The sequence below is a fragment of the Citrobacter portucalensis genome (genome assembly GCF_023374935.1).
GTDB classification, from domain to species: Bacteria; Pseudomonadota; Gammaproteobacteria; order Enterobacterales; family Enterobacteriaceae; genus Citrobacter; species Citrobacter portucalensis.
In genome coordinates this window covers 103,185-118,079 of record NZ_CP092466.1, presented here as the reverse complement: position 1 = coordinate 118,079, position 14,895 = coordinate 103,185, and the positions used below count along the sequence as shown (strand labels likewise).

Here is a 14,895-nt window from a genome sequence, read left to right as displayed (position 1 = left end):
TGTGATTTATAGCGCTTTTCTTATTGTTCTTTGTCTTATTTTTTGCGCTTTTGTGACAGCCTGTTCAAACAACCTGACTTCCTGACGAAAGATTTCACGTAGTGGCATCGAAAAATAGACACGTAAAAAACGGTAGATATCTCTGGACGTCAGACCGATCTCAAGTGAAGAGAAATAGAGTCCGATCAAGTCCTTGTCTCGCCAGCGGCGCGGTACATGTTGACGAATTTGTGCACGATGCAGATCGATTACGGAAAGTTTGATATCCGCAATATTTTCTGGCATCGGTTGTTGGAGTAAAAAATGGCAAATATAGCAATCCCGATGATTTACTCCACCCCGATGCATTTTACCCACCATTTCTGCCACACGGGTAATAATGGTCCGTTTTAATACAAAATCAGGACGCTCAACTCCCCACCCGGCACAAAAATCTTCAAGGCTGATGGCGGGAGAAAGGTCCTCAGTGATGATAAACGAGGTTCGCTCTAACGGATTCAGACCTTTTTGACCAAATGCAACCCCTGTCATAGTATCAACATTCAGTTCTTTTAAGCGGTGAATCGCCAGCCACTCACGGTCGGCACCCAGTACAGGCATACGCAGAGATATAAGGTTCTTCACCACTTCTTTAAGCGTGGTTCCATGATGATATTTAAGAAAATAACCCTTTCCCATCATCTCAAAACGTAGGGTACGCCGTGTTTCCAGAGCGCGAAAAACCTCACCATCCAGCTTAGTGACTTCAGTAAACGGGTCTTTTCCTTGCCACTGCGTGGCAAATGGTTCTTTTAATTCAATCATTCTTAGGACCTAAAATGATATCTGCAGCTTTATCTGCCAGGCTGTAGAGATCTTCTGTATCAGCAAAATGCCGCGCGTTCCCGGCCCAACGGCTTCTCTGCTCATTATTTTGCAGCGCATCGAAAAGTGCTGTATTCAGATTTTCCTGCTCAAAAGGTTCAGGAATCACCACCCCACATTGTGCGGCGTTGATATAACCCGCATAGCCGCAAACTTCGGTAGTTAATACTGGTAGCCCGGCAACTACAGCTTCTAGCAAGACAATACCGGCAGCTTCCTGTACAGCGGGGTGAAGTAATAAATCAGCAGCAGACATCAATTCTGCGACATCGTCTCGCCCCGAGAAGAACTGCACTTGTTCTTCAACCCCCAATTGACGAGCCTGAGCGCGATAGCGATCGGCCTTATCCTGACCAACAACCATCAATCGCGTGCGGTGGCGGATGACATCAGGCAAAGAAGCCAACGCCTGTAATGTTCTTGGCACGCCTTTGCGTTTGAAATCGGAACCTACCTGTAAGAGTAAGTACTGATCGAGACCAATACCGTTTTTTTCTCTGACAACCTGCCGGCTGTTTTCAGGTTGTTGGCTGTACTTTCGGTCAGGATAGATTCCTGGTGGCAGGATACAAAAACGCTGGCTCTCAGTTTGGTAATGATGTTTGAAGTCACCAATTTGCTTATCGGTTAACATCAAAAGCGTAGTGCCGGCACCCCGCTGAAATACAGCTTGTTCAAATGCAGAATAGTGTCGGTACCTGCTAGTCAATTTGTAGAAAAAGCCTTTCTCGCGGGCGACCTTTTCTGCATAGCAAACGTCCGCAGCGTAATACACATCCAACCCAGGCATTTTATTAAAACCAACGACACGATCGACGGGATGTTGAGTTAAATAATTCTGAACCCACTGATAATATTGCTCGTTTTTCCCATGATTCGTTCTGGATGTGACGGGGACGAGTATAATCTCCAGCCCTTTCGGACGCTCGCCCTGCCATGACTGGGTAAATACCTGAACATGATGGCCACGAGAAGCAACCGTCAGCGCTACCCGCAAGAAATCACGTTGTAACCCACCATAGGGAAAATACTTGTACAAACAAAAAGCAATATTCATGCATTAATATCCGCATCGCGTCGCCGGGCATGTCAGGTTTGAAGCATCAGAATCGTGTAATCCTTGCCTAAAGCATCCAAAGATGACTTTCTGTGCTTTCGAAACGTTTCTGCCCGCTAGCTACCTGAAATTGCGCAGTAGTATATCATTTATTATCACGCATTCCGAAATGAATATTTTTTGAACAAAATACAAAATAAGCCATGAAAAACATACAGATAAAAAAGAAACCAGTTCATCAGAAAACGTACACCGCACAAGAGGTTAAGACATATAAATGCGGCCATGTGCATTTTTGAAATAGCCATCAGCGAAATCAGTCCCTCACCAATTCCATCGTTTTGATACAACCTGGATAAAAATGATGGTAAAGCCATAGTTAAATACATAGAATCCCCAGCACATTCATAAGTCAGCTACCATTATGCTCGAATTGCTTTACACCGCCCTTTTCTACCTTATTCAGCCTTTGATCTGGATACGGCTTTGGGTGCGCGGACGTAAGGCTCCGGCCTACCGTAAACGCTGGGGCGAACGCTACGGCTTTTATCGCCGCCCGCTAAAACCTGGCGGCATCATGCTTCATTCAGTTTCTGTGGGCGAAACGCTGGCTGCAATCCCATTAGTTCGCGCTCTGCGACATCGTTATCCCGACTTGCCGATCACGGTAACCACCATGACGCCAACCGGTTCCGAGCGCGTACAATCTGCTTTTGGTACTGACGTTCAGCACATTTATTTGCCATACGATTTACCGGATGCCCTGAACCGTTTTCTGAATAAAGTTGACCCTAAACTGGTGTTAATTATGGAAACCGAGCTGTGGCCAAATCTGATCGCGGCACTCCATAAGCGCCACATTCCTCTGGTCATTGCCAACGCACGTCTTTCTGCTCGTTCAGCCGCTGGTTATGCGAAATTAGGTAAATTTGTTGGCAGACTACTGCGTCGAATTACGTTGATTGCCGCACAAAACGAAGAAGATGGCGCACGTTTTATTACGCTTGGCGCCAGAAGCAATCAGGTCACCGTTACTGGCAGCCTGAAGTTTGATATATCCGTCACGCCACAACTGGCCGCAAAAGCGGTGACATTACGTCGTCAATGGGCGCCTCACCGCCCGGTATGGATTGCAACCAGCACCCACGACGGCGAAGAAAGCATCATCATTGCCGCCCATCAGGCGTTATTAAATCAGTTCCCGAATCTTTTACTGATTCTGGTCCCCAGACATCCAGAACGGTTCCCGGATGCCATTAACCTCGTACGCCAGGCTGGACTAAGCTATACCACTCGTTCTTCGGGTGAAGTTCCATCATCAGGTACTCAGGTTGTGATCGGCGATACCATGGGTGAGCTGATGTTGCTGTATGGCATTGCCGACCTTGCTTTTGTCGGCGGTTCACTGGTTGAACGTGGTGGACACAACCCGCTGGAAGCGGCAGCGCATGCTATTCCGGTGTTGATGGGACCACATACGTTTAATTTTAAAGATATTTGCGCCCGTCTCGAACAGGCAAGCGGATTGATCACCGTCACCGACGCAGCTACGCTGGTGAAAGAGGTCTCTTCTTTACTGACCGATGCAGATTATCGTAATTTTTATGGCCGTCACGCAGTTGAAGTTCTGTATCAAAATCAGGGCGCGCTACAGCGTCTGCTGCAACTGCTGGAACCTTACCTGCCACCCAAAACGCATTGAGGCAAGTCATGCAAAAACGGGCGATTTATCCAGGAACCTTTGATCCTATTACTAACGGCCACCTCGATATCGTGACGCGTGCGACAAGCATGTTTGATCACGTGATTCTGGCAATAGCCGCAAGTCCCAGTAAAAAGCCGATGTTTACTCTGGAAGAGCGCGTTGAGCTGGCACAACAGGTAACGGCGCATCTTGGCAATGTGGAAGTGCTGGGATTCAGCGATCTGATGGCAAACTTTGCCCGTGATAATCAGGCGAACATTCTGATCCGTGGCCTGCGCGCGGTAGCCGATTTTGAGTATGAAATGCAGCTGGCTCATATGAACCGCCACCTCATGCCACAGCTGGAAAGCGTTTTTCTGATGCCATCTAAAGAGTGGTCATTTATCTCATCGTCACTGGTGAAAGAAGTTGCCCGCCACCAGGGTGACGTGACGCACTTTTTGCCGGAAAACGTCCATCAGGCGTTAATGAGTAAACTGAAGTAATGCACCTGGCCGGATGCTACATCCGGCCAGCAATGAAACTATTTCTGACAGCGACGACAATAGAACGTTGTACGCTGGGCGTGTTTTGTCGCAACAATCGGTGCGCCACATGCGCGGCAAGGTTCACCTTCTCTCCCATAGACCTGCAGCTCCTGGGCAAAATAGCCAGGCTTACCGTCACTTTGCAGAAAGTCCTTCAGCGTCGTCCCGCCCTGCTCGATAGAACGCAGCAACACCGCCTTGATAACGCGTACCAGCAATTCACACTCATCTTTCGACAGCGATGACGCAAGACGGTCAGGATGAATCCCAGCCGCAAATAGCGACTCGCTGGCGTAGATATTACCCACACCCACCACCAGCTTGTTATCCATCAGCCAGGGTTTAATCGCCGTTTTCTTCTTCGCACATTTCTGCTGTAGATAATTGGCGTTGAAATCGTCGCTCAGCGGCTCAGGGCCAAGATGAGCGAGGACATTATGTCCATCCAGTTCTTTAGTCCACAGCCAGGCGCCAAAGCGACGGGGATCGGTATAACGCAGAACTTTGCCGTTGCTCATCACTAAGTCAACGTGGTCGTGCTTGTCTGCCGGAAGCTCTTCAGGAAGGATACGCAAGCTACCCGACATCCCCAGATGAATGATTATCCAGCCATCCGCCAGTTCTAGCAGCAGGTATTTCGCGCGCCGCTGTACGCTGAGGACAGGTTGATCACTCAGACGATAGATTTCCTCAGATACTGGCCAACGCAAACGACCGTTACGCACCGTCGCGTGCATAATCGTTGCCCCCACCAAATGCGGCTCAATACCACGGCGGCTGGTTTCGACTTCAGGTAATTCAGGCATAGTATCTCCGGCGGTATGTCAGGTCTCATTAATATGGGGACGGCCAGAAAACAAAAAACCCCGCCGAGGCAGGGTTTTTCTTTACATCAAAACGAAAATTATTTGATTTTCGCTTCTTTGTATAAAACGTGCTGACGAACAACTGGATCGAACTTTTTCAGTTCCAGTTTTTCCGGCTTAGTACGTTTGTTCTTCGTAGTGGTATAGAAGTGACCAGTACCAGCAGAAGAAACCAGCTTGATTTTCTCACGAATACCTTTAGCCATGATTTATTTCCTCTTAGTACTTAGTACTTTTCGCCACGGGCACGCAGTTCAGACAGAACTGTTTCGATGCCTTTCTTATCAATAACACGCATACCTTTAGCAGATACACGCAGGGTGACAAAACGCTTCTCGCTCTCAACCCAAAAACGGTGAGAGTGCAGGTTAGGCAGGAAACGGCGTTTAGTCGCGTTCAGTGCGTGGGAACGGTTGTTACCGGTCACCGGACGCTTGCCAGTAACTTGGCAGACTCGGGACATGTCTATTCTCCAAAAATCAAATTAGCTCGAGCTTCGTATGGGGTATTGGCGCCTCGTCAGGCTTCTCAGCCCGGTTATCGCAGTTCAATACACTTAATCTTTCAATGTTGCCTCGTCATTGGACGCAACAAGAATGATTTTGCGTATTTGCGAACTCTCGATTGCCAGGCCCAAATGCCAAACCCGAGATTCTCAAAGGTGGCGTAGTATACGCTGAGTCAGCGATGTGCTCAAGTCCCGAACAGACAAAGATCCCGATGGATCGCGTAAAGTGCGTTAAATCCAACCGCGTTCCGCAAAAGAAACGTACTCTCCGCGCCCAATGACCAGATGATCAAGCACCCGGATATCCATGAACTGACAGCATTTCACAACACGCTCGGTGATGAGTTTATCTGCTTTACTCGGCTCTGCACACCCCGAAGGGTGATTATGCGCAAGGATCACCGCAGAAGCATTCATTTTTATCGCTTCACGGACAATTTCTCTCGGATGCACCTCGACATGGCTAAGCGTACCGGAAAAAAGTTTGCTGTGTTTAATCACGCGATGTTGAGAATCCATAAAGATCACCAGAAAGATCTCGCGTTCCTCTTGCGAAAGCTGGCTTTGCAGAAATTCACGCGCCATTTCCGGACTAAGTAGAGCCCGCTCCTCTATCATTCGCACGTTGTAGTAGCGTCTTGCCAGCTCCGCAATCCCCTTCAACTGTGCGTACTTCGCGATACCGATTCCCTGAACATAGCTAAAATCCATGTAATCAGCAGACAGCAGACCATACAGCGACTCAAAATGCTGAAGCATCTCTTTCGCCAGCGTAAGCACATCTTTACCCTGCATGCCGGTACGTAAAAAAAGAGCCAAAAGCTCAACATCGGTCAGAGAACTGGCCCCCTGCGCCAACAGCTTTTCCCGGGGCATCATACTTCCTGTATTTTCCATGCTTCTCCCTCCTCTCGCGTCCGCATAGTGGCATAACACCGACGGTGAATCGACGTGCTGTTTTCACTTCTTCGTAGCGCCTCGCAAAGTGGAGTACGGTCAAAAGCACGACAAATTGCGGATTGTGATAAAATATCCGCCTTCTGGTGAAACCCAACAGGAAAGATCATGATGAGCCTGGCCGGTAAAAAAATCGTACTTGGCGTCAGTGGCGGTATTGCTGCGTACAAGACCCCTGAGTTGGTGCGTCGTTTACGGGAACGCGGCGCTGACGTCCGCGTGGCGATGACCGAAGCGGCAAAAGCATTTATTACTCCCCTGAGTTTACAGGCGGTTTCAGGTTATCCCGTTTCCGACAGCCTGCTTGACCCCGCAGCCGAAGCCGCGATGGGCCACATTGAGCTGGGAAAATGGGCCGATTTGGTCATCCTGGCACCCGCTACAGCAGACCTGATTGCTCGTGTCGCCGCAGGTATGGCCAACGACCTGGTGTCAACGATTTGTCTGGCAACGCCTGCTCCTGTTGCTGTACTGCCAGCCATGAACCAGCAGATGTACCGCGCTGCCGCGACCCAGCACAATCTGGGTATTCTTGCCTCACGCGGTTTACTCATTTGGGGTCCTGACAGCGGTAGTCAGGCATGTGGTGATATCGGCCCTGGGCGCATGCTGGATCCGTTAACGATTGTGGATATGGCGGCAGAACATTTTTCACCTGTCAACGATCTGCAACATCTCAACATCATGATTACGGCGGGCCCGACGCGTGAACCGCTTGATCCCGTGCGTTATATTTCCAACCACAGTTCCGGGAAGATGGGGTTTGCGATCGCGGCCGCTGCCGCAAAGCGCGGTGCAAACGTCACACTGGTATCGGGTCCGGTTTCGTTATCCACACCACCATTTGTTCAGCGGGTTGATGTGATGACCGCGCTGGAAATGGAAGCCGCTGTGCAATCTGCGGTTCAACAACAGCATATTTTTATCGGTTGCGCTGCAGTCGCTGATTATCGCGCTGAAACTGTCGCCCACGAAAAAATAAAAAAACAAGCGACGCAGGGTGATGAATTAACAGTAAAAATGGTCAAAAACCCGGATATTATCGCCGGTGTTGCCGCACTGGATGCTAACCGTCCTTTTGTCGTTGGGTTTGCCGCCGAAACAAATAATGTGGAAGAATATGCCCGGCAAAAACGCATCCGCAAAAACCTTGATGTGATCTGTGCGAACGACGTTTCGCTGTCAACTCAAGGGTTTAACAGCGATAGCAACGCATTACACCTTTTTTGGCAGGATGGAGACAAAGTCTTACCGCTTGAGCGTAAAGAACTCCTGGGCCAATTATTACTCGACGAGATCGTGACCCGTTATGATGAAAAAAATCGACGTTAAGATTCTGGACCCGCGCGTAGGGCAACAATTTCCGCTCCCGACGTACGCCACTTCTGGTTCTGCCGGACTTGACCTGCGTGCTTGTCTTGATGACGCCGTAGAGCTGGCGCCGGGCGCAACAACGCTGGTGCCAACCGGGTTAGCTATCCACATTGCCGATCCTTCTCTGGCAGCGGTAATGCTCCCGCGCTCCGGGCTGGGCCATAAGCACGGTATCGTGCTAGGCAATCTGGTTGGTTTGATTGATTCCGACTACCAGGGCCAACTGATGGTGTCCGTCTGGAACCGTGGTCAGGACAGCTTCACTATTGAGCCGGGCGAACGTATCGCGCAGATGGTATTTGTACCGGTCGTGCAGGCTGAATTTAATCTGGTGGAAGAGTTTGAAGCCACCGATCGTGGCGAAGGTGGCTTCGGCCATTCCGGGCGCAAGTAACCCGCAGAAAAGTATCCCATAGCGTAATAACGCAATAACACACCGCAAACAACAGTTTGCGGTCGCTGTGTGGATGCCTGCCTGGCAAGAGCTTATTTTCAGGGGTATTTTGTAACATGGTAGAAAAGCAAACTGCGAAAAGGAATCGTCGCGAAGAAATACTTCAGTCTCTGGCACTGATGCTTGAGTCCAGCGATGGTAGCCAACGCATCACCACAGCAAAGCTGGCAGCCTCAGTTGGCGTATCCGAAGCGGCATTGTATCGCCATTTCCCCAGCAAGACCCGTATGTTCGATAGCCTGATTGAGTTTATCGAAGATAGTCTGATTACGCGTATCAATCTGATTTTGAAAGATGAAAAAGACACCAACGCGCGTCTGCGTCTGATCGTTCTGCTGATTTTAGGGTTTGGTGAGCGTAATCCAGGCCTGACACGAATTCTGACCGGACACGCGTTGATGTTCGAGCAAGACCGTCTGCAAGGTCGCATTAACCAACTTTTTGAGCGCATTGAAGCGCAGTTGCGCCAGGTTCTGCGAGAAAAAAGAATGCGTGAAGGTGAAGGCTACACCGTGGATGAAACGCTGCTGGCCAGCCAGTTACTGGCTTTCTGCGAAGGTATGCTGTCCCGGTTTGTACGTAGCGAATTTAAATACCGCCCAACGGATGATTTTGACACCCGCTGGCCGTTGGTTGCAGCTCAATTGCAGTAGCGATTTTGTCTTATCCGGCCTACGGGGTTACGTAGGCCAGATAAGCACAGCGCCATCCGGCAGTTCTTAAACGCCGTACGCTTCGCGATAGGCCCGTACTGCCACCAGATGCTCCGCCATCTCTGGCTTCTCTTCCAGATACGCAATCAGATCTTTCAGGGTAATGATAGAAATCACCTTGCAGCCATAATCGCGTTCCACTTCCTGAATCGCGGAAATCTCGCCGCGACCGCGTTCCTGACGATCGAGAGAAATCAGTACCCCCGCCAGAGTGGCGCCATTCGCCTGAATAATCTCCATCGACTCACGAATAGCCGTACCTGCGGTGATAACATCATCTACCAGCATGACACGCCCCTCAAGTGCGCTACCTACCAGATTACCGCCTTCGCCATGGGTCTTCGCCTCTTTGCGGTTAAAGCAGTACGGCATATCTTTATCGTGATGTTCCGCAAGTGCTACAGCCGTAGTAGTCGCAATCGGAATACCTTTGTAGGCAGGGCCAAACAGCAAATCGAACTCAATACCGGAATCCACCAGCGCTTCGGCATAAAAACGGCCTAACAGTGCCAGGTCGCGCCCGGTATTAAACAGCCCGGCGTTGAAGAAATAGGGGCTTTTGCGCCCGGATTTCAGCGTAAATTCGCCAAACTTTAGTACCTGCTTGCTAAGCGCAAACTCAATAAACTGGCGCTGATACGGTTTCATGGATTCGCTCCTCATCTCACTTTATTACAGACAAAAAAAAGGCGACTCATCAGTCGCCTTTAAAATCAATTTTCTAACGCCGCCTTCTGCGTCGCTACAATGGATTCGATTCCCCCTCGGGCCAATGCCAGTAGGGTGAGAAGTTCTTCATGGCTGAACGGTTCGCCTTCCGCCGTACCCTGAACCTCTATAATGCGACCGTCCTCAGTCATCACTACGTTCATGTCGGTTTCAGCAGCAGAGTCTTCAACGTACTCAAGGTCACAGAGTGCTTCACCGTTCACAATGCCCACGGAAACCGCGGCAACCATCCCTTTCATCGGGTTAGTTTTCAGCTTACCGCTCGCCACCAGCTTGTTCAGCGCATCCGCCAACGCAACGCATGCGCCAGTAATCGATGCAGTACGCGTACCGCCATCTGCCTGAATAACATCACAGTCCAGCGTAATAGTGAATTCACCGAGCGTCTTCAGGTCAACGGCGGCGCGCAGCGCACGAGCGATCAGGCGCTGGATTTCCATGGTACGGCCGCCCTGCTTACCTTTCGCCGCTTCACGGGCGTTACGGGTGTGCGTGGCGCGTGGCAGCATGCCATATTCTGCGGTGATCCAGCCCTGGCCCTGACCTTTCAGAAAACGCGGTACGCCTTCATCAATAGAGGCGGTACACAGCACTTTGGTATCACCAAATTCGACCAGCACGGAGCCTTCAGCGTGTTTTGTATAATTACGGGTCAGGGTGACGGGACGCACCTGATTGGCACTACGACCTGCTGGACGCATGATAAAATCTCCGGCTTGAAACGAATGTGGCTGCGCATTATACGGACTTCCGACTGTTATTCCTATCCTGACAAGACGCGGATGGCTATAATCCTCCCATCTCATCTTTAAAAACAGGAACGTCTATGATCCGCAGCATGACCGCCTACGCCCGGCGTGAAATCAAGGGTGAATGGGGTAGCGCCACCTGGGAAATGCGCTCGGTAAACCAGCGTTATCTGGAAACTTATTTTCGCCTGCCGGAGCAGTTCCGTAGTCTCGAACCCGTTGTTCGCGAACGTATTCGCTCGCGTCTGACACGCGGTAAAATCGAATGTACACTGCGTTTTGAGCCGGATGCCAGCGCGCAAGGCGAGCTGATCCTGAATGAAAAGCTCGCTAAACAGCTCGTGAGCGCTGCTAACTGGGTCAAAATGCAGAGTGATGAAGGTGAAATTAATCCGGTTGATATCCTTCGTTGGCCAGGGGTAATGGCAGCGCAGGAGCAAGACCTGGATGCCATCGCCGCCGAAATCCTCGCCGCGCTTGACGGTACGCTGGATGACTTTATCGTTGCGCGTGAAACCGAAGGTCAGGCGCTGAAAGCGTTGATCGAGCAGCGTCTGGAAGGCGTCAGCGCTGAAGTGACGAAGGTACGTGCGCACATGCCGGAAATTCTGCAATGGCAGCGCGAGCGTCTGGTAGCCAAACTGGAAGACGCCCAGGTGCAACTGGAAAATAACCGTCTTGAGCAAGAGCTGGTGCTGATGGCACAGCGTATCGATGTGGCTGAAGAACTGGATCGCCTGGAAGCTCACGTCAAAGAAACCTACAACATTCTGAAGAAAAAAGAGGCGGTTGGCCGTCGTCTGGACTTCATGATGCAGGAATTCAACCGTGAGTCGAACACCCTGGCATCCAAGTCTATTAATGCTGAGGTGACTAACTCCGCAATTGAACTGAAAGTCTTGATCGAGCAAATGCGCGAGCAGATTCAGAACATCGAGTAAGCCATTACTCAACGTAGCCCGCCAGTAAACGGCGGGACTACGTATTTTTCCCGGCGTTTCGCTTCCGCTCCTTTACTTCGAATTACATTTTCTCATCGTTTATTATCATCAACCACATTTTAAACAGCATGCCATAACGCATTTCTGACATACTCACATTAGCTGTAGTTATTAAAATCGTTTCACCTTAGAAAATCTCAATCGTGACAATGCGCACAAATCGATAACCTTAGCCCCCAGCAAATCAGGGGGAATACATGCTGTTACACGTTTTATATTTAATTGGTATTACTGCCGAAGCCATGACCGGTGCGCTTGCTGCTGGGCGTCGTCGTATGGATACATTTGGCGTCATCATCATTGCCACCGCGACGGCCATTGGCGGCGGATCGGTACGCGATATTCTTCTCGGCCACTATCCTCTTGGCTGGGTAAAGCACCCTGAATACGTCATTATCGTGGCGACCGCTGCGGTACTCACCACCATTATTGCTCCCGTCATGCCCTATCTGCGCAAAATATTCCTCGTACTGGATGCGCTGGGCCTTGTGGTCTTTTCTATTATCGGTGCTCAGGTGGCACTGGATATGGGCCATGGACCGATTATCGCCGTGGTCGCTGCGGTCACGACCGGCGTCTTCGGTGGCGTATTACGCGACATGTTCTGCAAACGCATCCCGTTAGTGTTCCAGAAAGAGCTGTATGCTGGCGTATCATTCGCCGCTGCTGTGTTGTACATCGTGCTGCAACATTATGTCTCCAGTCACGATGTAGTGGTTATCTCTACCCTGCTCTTCGGCTTTACCGCCCGACTGCTGGCGCTGCGCCTGAAGTTAGGGCTACCGGTATTTTACTATCGCCATGAAGGCCATTAAGGCATAAAGCCCGCGATCCGCTGAGCAGCCAGCCAGTTGCTCAGCGCTATGACCTCCCTGGTCTCCAGCCACTGAATGATCTGTCGTGCCCGGCGTTCCCCCATGAAAGGGAGCTGCCGCCAGCTTTGCTCATCACGGTCCTGCAATTGTTGCCACGAACCATCCCGGCTGGCATTTAGCGTTGCCTGTGTTAACGGTATTCCCATGGCAATCACCCAGCGCGTGAACGGGAGATCGCGCGACAGGTTGAACTGATGCCACAGCTTCTCCCCTTTGATTACACCAAGTGCAGACTCTAACTGTTCCTGAGTTAACCCAAGCCAGGAAAAGATATGTTCAAAGCGATACGCCTGATGGAGCTCCCGCCATCCCGCCTCGCCTATACCCTCCAGCCCCAACACTTCTTTACCGCCCAGCCAGACCAGTCTGGCAACAAACTGTTCCTGACACTCCGCTGTAGCATAAAAACAGGTTAATGAATTGAAGCGCCCCTCGGGGGGTATTGGCTTAGTACGCTGAGTGCTGCGCCAGACCACCTCGTCTATACGGGGTATCCCTTGTCCGGCCAGGCTCACCAGAATCTGATCGCCAGGCGCGATATCCCATTCATTCCAGCGTCGGACGGAGCCAATATTGACGCGCTGTACGCGTTTATCATCCAGCATGACGGGAGTCAGCAATGCAACCACCGCAATTTTCCCGCTTTTACCAACGGAGAACTGAATACCCGTTACCTCAGATACCCTCGTCACGGGAGGATATTTCCACGCAGCCAGCCAGTCCCCCTGTCCGGGTAGCCAATACTGTGCCCGTGGTTCTTTTGCCGTTCGCACCACGACACCATCCGTCACAAAAGGTAATGCTGAACTCCACCACCTGGCGCGCGACTTTTCGACGTCATCCGCATTCTTCACGGCCTGAGTATAGCGTTGCGTGTAACTGAACCCGGCAGCCGTGAGCTGCTCCAGTCTTTCAGGCATGACCGCCGGACCATCAGGCCAGGCCCAGATAAAAATTGCCAGCGAGCGTAACATTTCCGGATTGCCCTGGCGCATCATTAATCCAGCAACCTTCGAGCGGGCGTTCATTCCCCCTCTCTGCTTCTGAATATGCCCCTCTTGCTGCAAAAATATCTCACCCTGCAACGTACTGTTAGCGAGTTTCCCCTTGGTGGAATGTGGTACGGAAGGGATCTGCAGAACCTTTTGCGTCCAGTCTTCGCCTTTCAGGCCATTACCACGGCTAATCGCCCGTACCAGATTGCCATTGCGATAGACTAACGTCACCGCCACGCCATCCACCTTCGGTTGCACCCAGAGATCGCTGCGAGCGTGCATCCATTGCTGTAGCGCTTGCTTATCAGCAAGTTTTCGAACGCCCGTGTGAGGCACTGGATGCGGGACTGTGCCACTTATTGGAGGCGCAGACAGATCTGGTGGAGCATCATCACCAAAACAGCGCTGCCACTGGATGAGTTGCGCACTGAGCTGGTCATAAACGCCGTCATCAACGGCGCTGACACCCTGTTTCCAGTAACTGTCATTCCACCGTGTTATCTGCTGCTGTAATCGTGAAATTTCCTCGCCTGCCCGGGCTGGAGACCAGACCGGGCATACCGCCCAGACCGGCAAATTCCAGACCAGTAAAACTATGCCAAGGCATTTCCATCGCCTCATATTGCCTCCGTTAACCAATGTGCTTCCCGGCAGGTATAGCGCGGAGTGCAACCGAAACAGAGCGGCAAAAATTCATCCTGCGAACAGCTTTCCGGACATTTGCATGTATTGCTGCAAATCACCGATAAAACAGGAAACTGGTACGCAAAACGCAATAAACATGCGCAAAAAGTGTGACAAGGGCTACGTCACATAGCGGCTACGTGTATAATAAGCCCGTATGTAGGCTCTCTTTCGACAATCACATACATTAAGATACTCATGGCTCAAGGCACGCTTTATATTGTTTCTGCCCCCAGTGGCGCGGGTAAATCCAGCCTGATTCAGGCTTTATTAAAGACCCAACCGTTGTATGACACCCAGGTTTCTGTTTCGCACACCACGCGCGCACCGCGCCCGGGGGAAGTGCACGGTGAACACTATTTCTTTGTGAACCATGACGAATTCAGAACCATGATTGGCAGAGACGCGTTCCTGGAACACGCGGAGGTTTTCGGTAATTACTACGGCACCTCGCGTGAAACCATTGAGCAAGTATTAGCATCCGGCGTAGACGTCTTTTTAGATATCGACTGGCAAGGTGCGCAGCAAATTCGTGAAAAAATGCCGCATGCGCGCAGTATTTTTATTTTGCCACCGTCTAAGATTGAGCTGGACCGCCGCCTGCGTGGCCGCGGTCAGGATAGCGAAGACGTGATCGCGAAACGTATGGCGCAAGCTGTTGCAGAAATGAGCCATTACGCCGAATATGATTATCTTATTGTGAATGATGATTTCGACACCGCCCTGGGCGATTTGAAAACCATCATTCGCGCCGAACGTCTGCGCATGAGCCGCCAAAAGCAGCGTCATGACGCTTTAATCAGCAAACTGTTGGCAGACTGAACCCACATTCAGTAT

The 14,895-nt window shown here is 50.8% G+C and carries 17 protein-coding genes; 8 read left to right on the top strand and 9 right to left on the bottom strand.

Annotation, left to right across the window (positions count from 1 at the left end; all coding sequences use genetic code 11):
- Positions 1–6: 6 nt before the first annotated feature.
- Positions 7–804 carry a lipopolysaccharide core heptose(I) kinase RfaP gene (gene rfaP, locus LY264_RS00575; RefSeq protein ID WP_048227325.1) on the bottom strand — a complete coding sequence of 266 codons (798 nt, stop codon included), beginning with the start codon at positions 802–804 and terminating at the stop codon, positions 7–9.
- Complete coding sequence (locus tag LY264_RS00570) at positions 797–1,921, bottom strand: glycosyltransferase family 4 protein (RefSeq protein ID WP_048227326.1); 1,125 nt, start codon at positions 1,919–1,921, stop codon at positions 797–799. The genes rfaP and LY264_RS00570 overlap by 8 nt, the downstream gene beginning before the upstream one ends.
- Positions 1,922–2,345: 424 nt before the next feature.
- Between LY264_RS00570 and waaA the strand changes: the two genes are divergently transcribed.
- Both waaA and coaD read left to right on the top strand, forming a co-directional pair.
- Positions 2,346–3,623 carry a lipid IV(A) 3-deoxy-D-manno-octulosonic acid transferase gene (gene waaA, locus LY264_RS00565; protein WP_048215295.1) on the top strand — a complete coding sequence of 426 codons (1,278 nt, stop codon included), beginning with the start codon at positions 2,346–2,348 and terminating at the stop codon, positions 3,621–3,623.
- Between the two features lie 8 nt (positions 3,624–3,631).
- A complete protein-coding gene (coaD, locus tag LY264_RS00560) occupies positions 3,632–4,111 on the top strand; it encodes a pantetheine-phosphate adenylyltransferase (RefSeq protein ID WP_048227328.1) in 480 nt (159 codons plus the stop codon).
- A gap of 38 nt (positions 4,112–4,149) precedes the next feature.
- Here coaD and mutM read toward each other — a convergent pair whose 3' ends face one another.
- The 4 genes from mutM to radC form a co-directional block, all read right to left on the bottom strand.
- Complete coding sequence (mutM, locus tag LY264_RS00555) at positions 4,150–4,959, bottom strand: bifunctional DNA-formamidopyrimidine glycosylase/DNA-(apurinic or apyrimidinic site) lyase (RefSeq protein WP_003827288.1); 810 nt, start codon at positions 4,957–4,959, stop codon at positions 4,150–4,152.
- A gap of 98 nt (positions 4,960–5,057) precedes the next feature.
- The gene (rpmG, locus tag LY264_RS00550) at positions 5,058–5,225 is read right to left on the bottom strand and encodes a 50S ribosomal protein L33 (RefSeq protein ID WP_003024094.1); all 168 of its coding nucleotides are present in this window, start codon (positions 5,223–5,225) and stop codon (positions 5,058–5,060) included.
- A gap of 20 nt (positions 5,226–5,245) precedes the next feature.
- Positions 5,246–5,482 (bottom strand): 50S ribosomal protein L28, encoded by a 237-nt coding sequence (gene rpmB, locus LY264_RS00545; protein ID WP_003024071.1) that lies wholly within the window; start codon positions 5,480–5,482, stop codon positions 5,246–5,248.
- 276 nt (positions 5,483–5,758) lie between these two features.
- Positions 5,759–6,424: a RadC family protein gene (gene radC, locus LY264_RS00540; RefSeq protein WP_048227329.1), complete on the bottom strand. Its 666-nt coding sequence runs from the start codon at positions 6,422–6,424 to the stop codon at positions 5,759–5,761.
- A gap of 171 nt (positions 6,425–6,595) precedes the next feature.
- Here radC and coaBC point away from each other — a divergent pair, with 171 nt between their 5' ends.
- From coaBC to slmA, 3 genes are all read left to right on the top strand, one after another.
- On the top strand, positions 6,596–7,816 hold the full coding sequence (gene coaBC / locus LY264_RS00535; protein WP_095533115.1) for a bifunctional phosphopantothenoylcysteine decarboxylase/phosphopantothenate--cysteine ligase CoaBC: 1,221 nt from the start codon (positions 6,596–6,598) through the stop codon (positions 7,814–7,816).
- Positions 7,794–8,252 (top strand): dUTP diphosphatase, encoded by a 459-nt coding sequence (gene dut / locus LY264_RS00530; RefSeq protein WP_003827259.1) that lies wholly within the window; start codon positions 7,794–7,796, stop codon positions 8,250–8,252. The genes coaBC and dut overlap by 23 nt, the downstream gene beginning before the upstream one ends.
- A 116-nt stretch (positions 8,253–8,368) precedes the next feature.
- Positions 8,369–8,965 (top strand): nucleoid occlusion factor SlmA, encoded by a 597-nt coding sequence (gene slmA, locus LY264_RS00525; RefSeq protein ID WP_003827257.1) that lies wholly within the window; start codon positions 8,369–8,371, stop codon positions 8,963–8,965.
- 66 nt (positions 8,966–9,031) lie between these two features.
- Here slmA and pyrE read toward each other — a convergent pair whose 3' ends face one another.
- Together pyrE and rph are read right to left on the bottom strand one after the other, a co-directional pair.
- Entirely contained in the window at positions 9,032–9,673 is a 642-nt protein-coding gene (gene pyrE / locus LY264_RS00520; RefSeq protein WP_020996052.1) for an orotate phosphoribosyltransferase, read from the bottom strand.
- Between the two features lie 65 nt (positions 9,674–9,738).
- The gene (rph, locus tag LY264_RS00515; RefSeq protein ID WP_003024054.1) at positions 9,739–10,455 is read right to left on the bottom strand and encodes a ribonuclease PH; all 717 of its coding nucleotides are present in this window, start codon (positions 10,453–10,455) and stop codon (positions 9,739–9,741) included.
- Positions 10,456–10,580: 125 nt separating this feature from the next.
- Here rph and LY264_RS00510 point away from each other — a divergent pair, with 125 nt between their 5' ends.
- Positions 10,581–11,444 (top strand): YicC/YloC family endoribonuclease, encoded by an 864-nt coding sequence (locus LY264_RS00510; protein ID WP_042311560.1) that lies wholly within the window; start codon positions 10,581–10,583, stop codon positions 11,442–11,444.
- Positions 11,445–11,701: 257 nt separating this feature from the next.
- On the top strand, positions 11,702–12,319 hold the full coding sequence (locus tag LY264_RS00505) for a trimeric intracellular cation channel family protein (RefSeq protein ID WP_003024049.1): 618 nt from the start codon (positions 11,702–11,704) through the stop codon (positions 12,317–12,319).
- Here the strand turns inward: LY264_RS00505 and ligB are convergent.
- Complete coding sequence (gene ligB, locus LY264_RS00500) at positions 12,316–13,995, bottom strand: NAD-dependent DNA ligase LigB (protein WP_048227330.1); 1,680 nt, start codon at positions 13,993–13,995, stop codon at positions 12,316–12,318. The two genes, LY264_RS00505 and ligB, sit on opposite strands and share 4 nt — an antisense overlap.
- Before the next feature lie 261 nt (positions 13,996–14,256).
- On the opposite strand from ligB, the gene gmk reads away from it, so the two are divergent.
- Positions 14,257–14,880, top strand: a complete 624-nt coding sequence (gmk, locus tag LY264_RS00495; protein ID WP_003024042.1) for a guanylate kinase — start codon at positions 14,257–14,259, stop codon at positions 14,878–14,880.
- The last annotated feature ends 15 nt before the right edge of the window (positions 14,881–14,895 follow it).

Bases quoted from the DNA above. Each gene is read 5' to 3' on its own strand.
- gmk (WP_003024042.1), top strand. From the start codon at position 14,257: ATGGCTCAAGGCACGCTTTATATTGTTTCTGCCCCCAGTGGCGCGGGT.
- mutM (WP_003827288.1), bottom strand. From the start codon at position 4,959: ATGCCTGAATTACCTGAAGTCGAAACCAGCCGCCGTGGTATTGAGCCG.
- LY264_RS00570 (WP_048227326.1), bottom strand. From the start codon at position 1,921: ATGAATATTGCTTTTTGTTTGTACAAGTATTTTCCCTATGGTGGGTTA.
- LY264_RS00505 (WP_003024049.1), top strand. From the start codon at position 11,702: ATGCTGTTACACGTTTTATATTTAATTGGTATTACTGCCGAAGCCATG.
- radC (WP_048227329.1), bottom strand. From the start codon at position 6,424: ATGGAAAATACAGGAAGTATGATGCCCCGGGAAAAGCTGTTGGCGCAG.
- rph (WP_003024054.1), bottom strand. From the start codon at position 10,455: ATGCGTCCAGCAGGTCGTAGTGCCAATCAGGTGCGTCCCGTCACCCTG.
- waaA (WP_048215295.1), top strand. From the start codon at position 2,346: ATGCTCGAATTGCTTTACACCGCCCTTTTCTACCTTATTCAGCCTTTG.
- dut (WP_003827259.1), top strand. From the start codon at position 7,794: ATGATGAAAAAAATCGACGTTAAGATTCTGGACCCGCGCGTAGGGCAA.
- coaBC (WP_095533115.1), top strand. From the start codon at position 6,596: ATGAGCCTGGCCGGTAAAAAAATCGTACTTGGCGTCAGTGGCGGTATT.
- rpmG (WP_003024094.1), bottom strand. From the start codon at position 5,225: ATGGCTAAAGGTATTCGTGAGAAAATCAAGCTGGTTTCTTCTGCTGGT.
- rpmB (WP_003024071.1), bottom strand. From the start codon at position 5,482: ATGTCCCGAGTCTGCCAAGTTACTGGCAAGCGTCCGGTGACCGGTAAC.
- coaD (WP_048227328.1), top strand. From the start codon at position 3,632: ATGCAAAAACGGGCGATTTATCCAGGAACCTTTGATCCTATTACTAAC.
- LY264_RS00510 (WP_042311560.1), top strand. From the start codon at position 10,581: ATGATCCGCAGCATGACCGCCTACGCCCGGCGTGAAATCAAGGGTGAA.
- rfaP (WP_048227325.1), bottom strand. From the start codon at position 804: ATGATTGAATTAAAAGAACCATTTGCCACGCAGTGGCAAGGAAAAGAC.
- ligB (WP_048227330.1), bottom strand. From the start codon at position 13,995: ATGAGGCGATGGAAATGCCTTGGCATAGTTTTACTGGTCTGGAATTTG.
- slmA (WP_003827257.1), top strand. From the start codon at position 8,369: ATGGTAGAAAAGCAAACTGCGAAAAGGAATCGTCGCGAAGAAATACTT.
- pyrE (WP_020996052.1), bottom strand. From the start codon at position 9,673: ATGAAACCGTATCAGCGCCAGTTTATTGAGTTTGCGCTTAGCAAGCAG.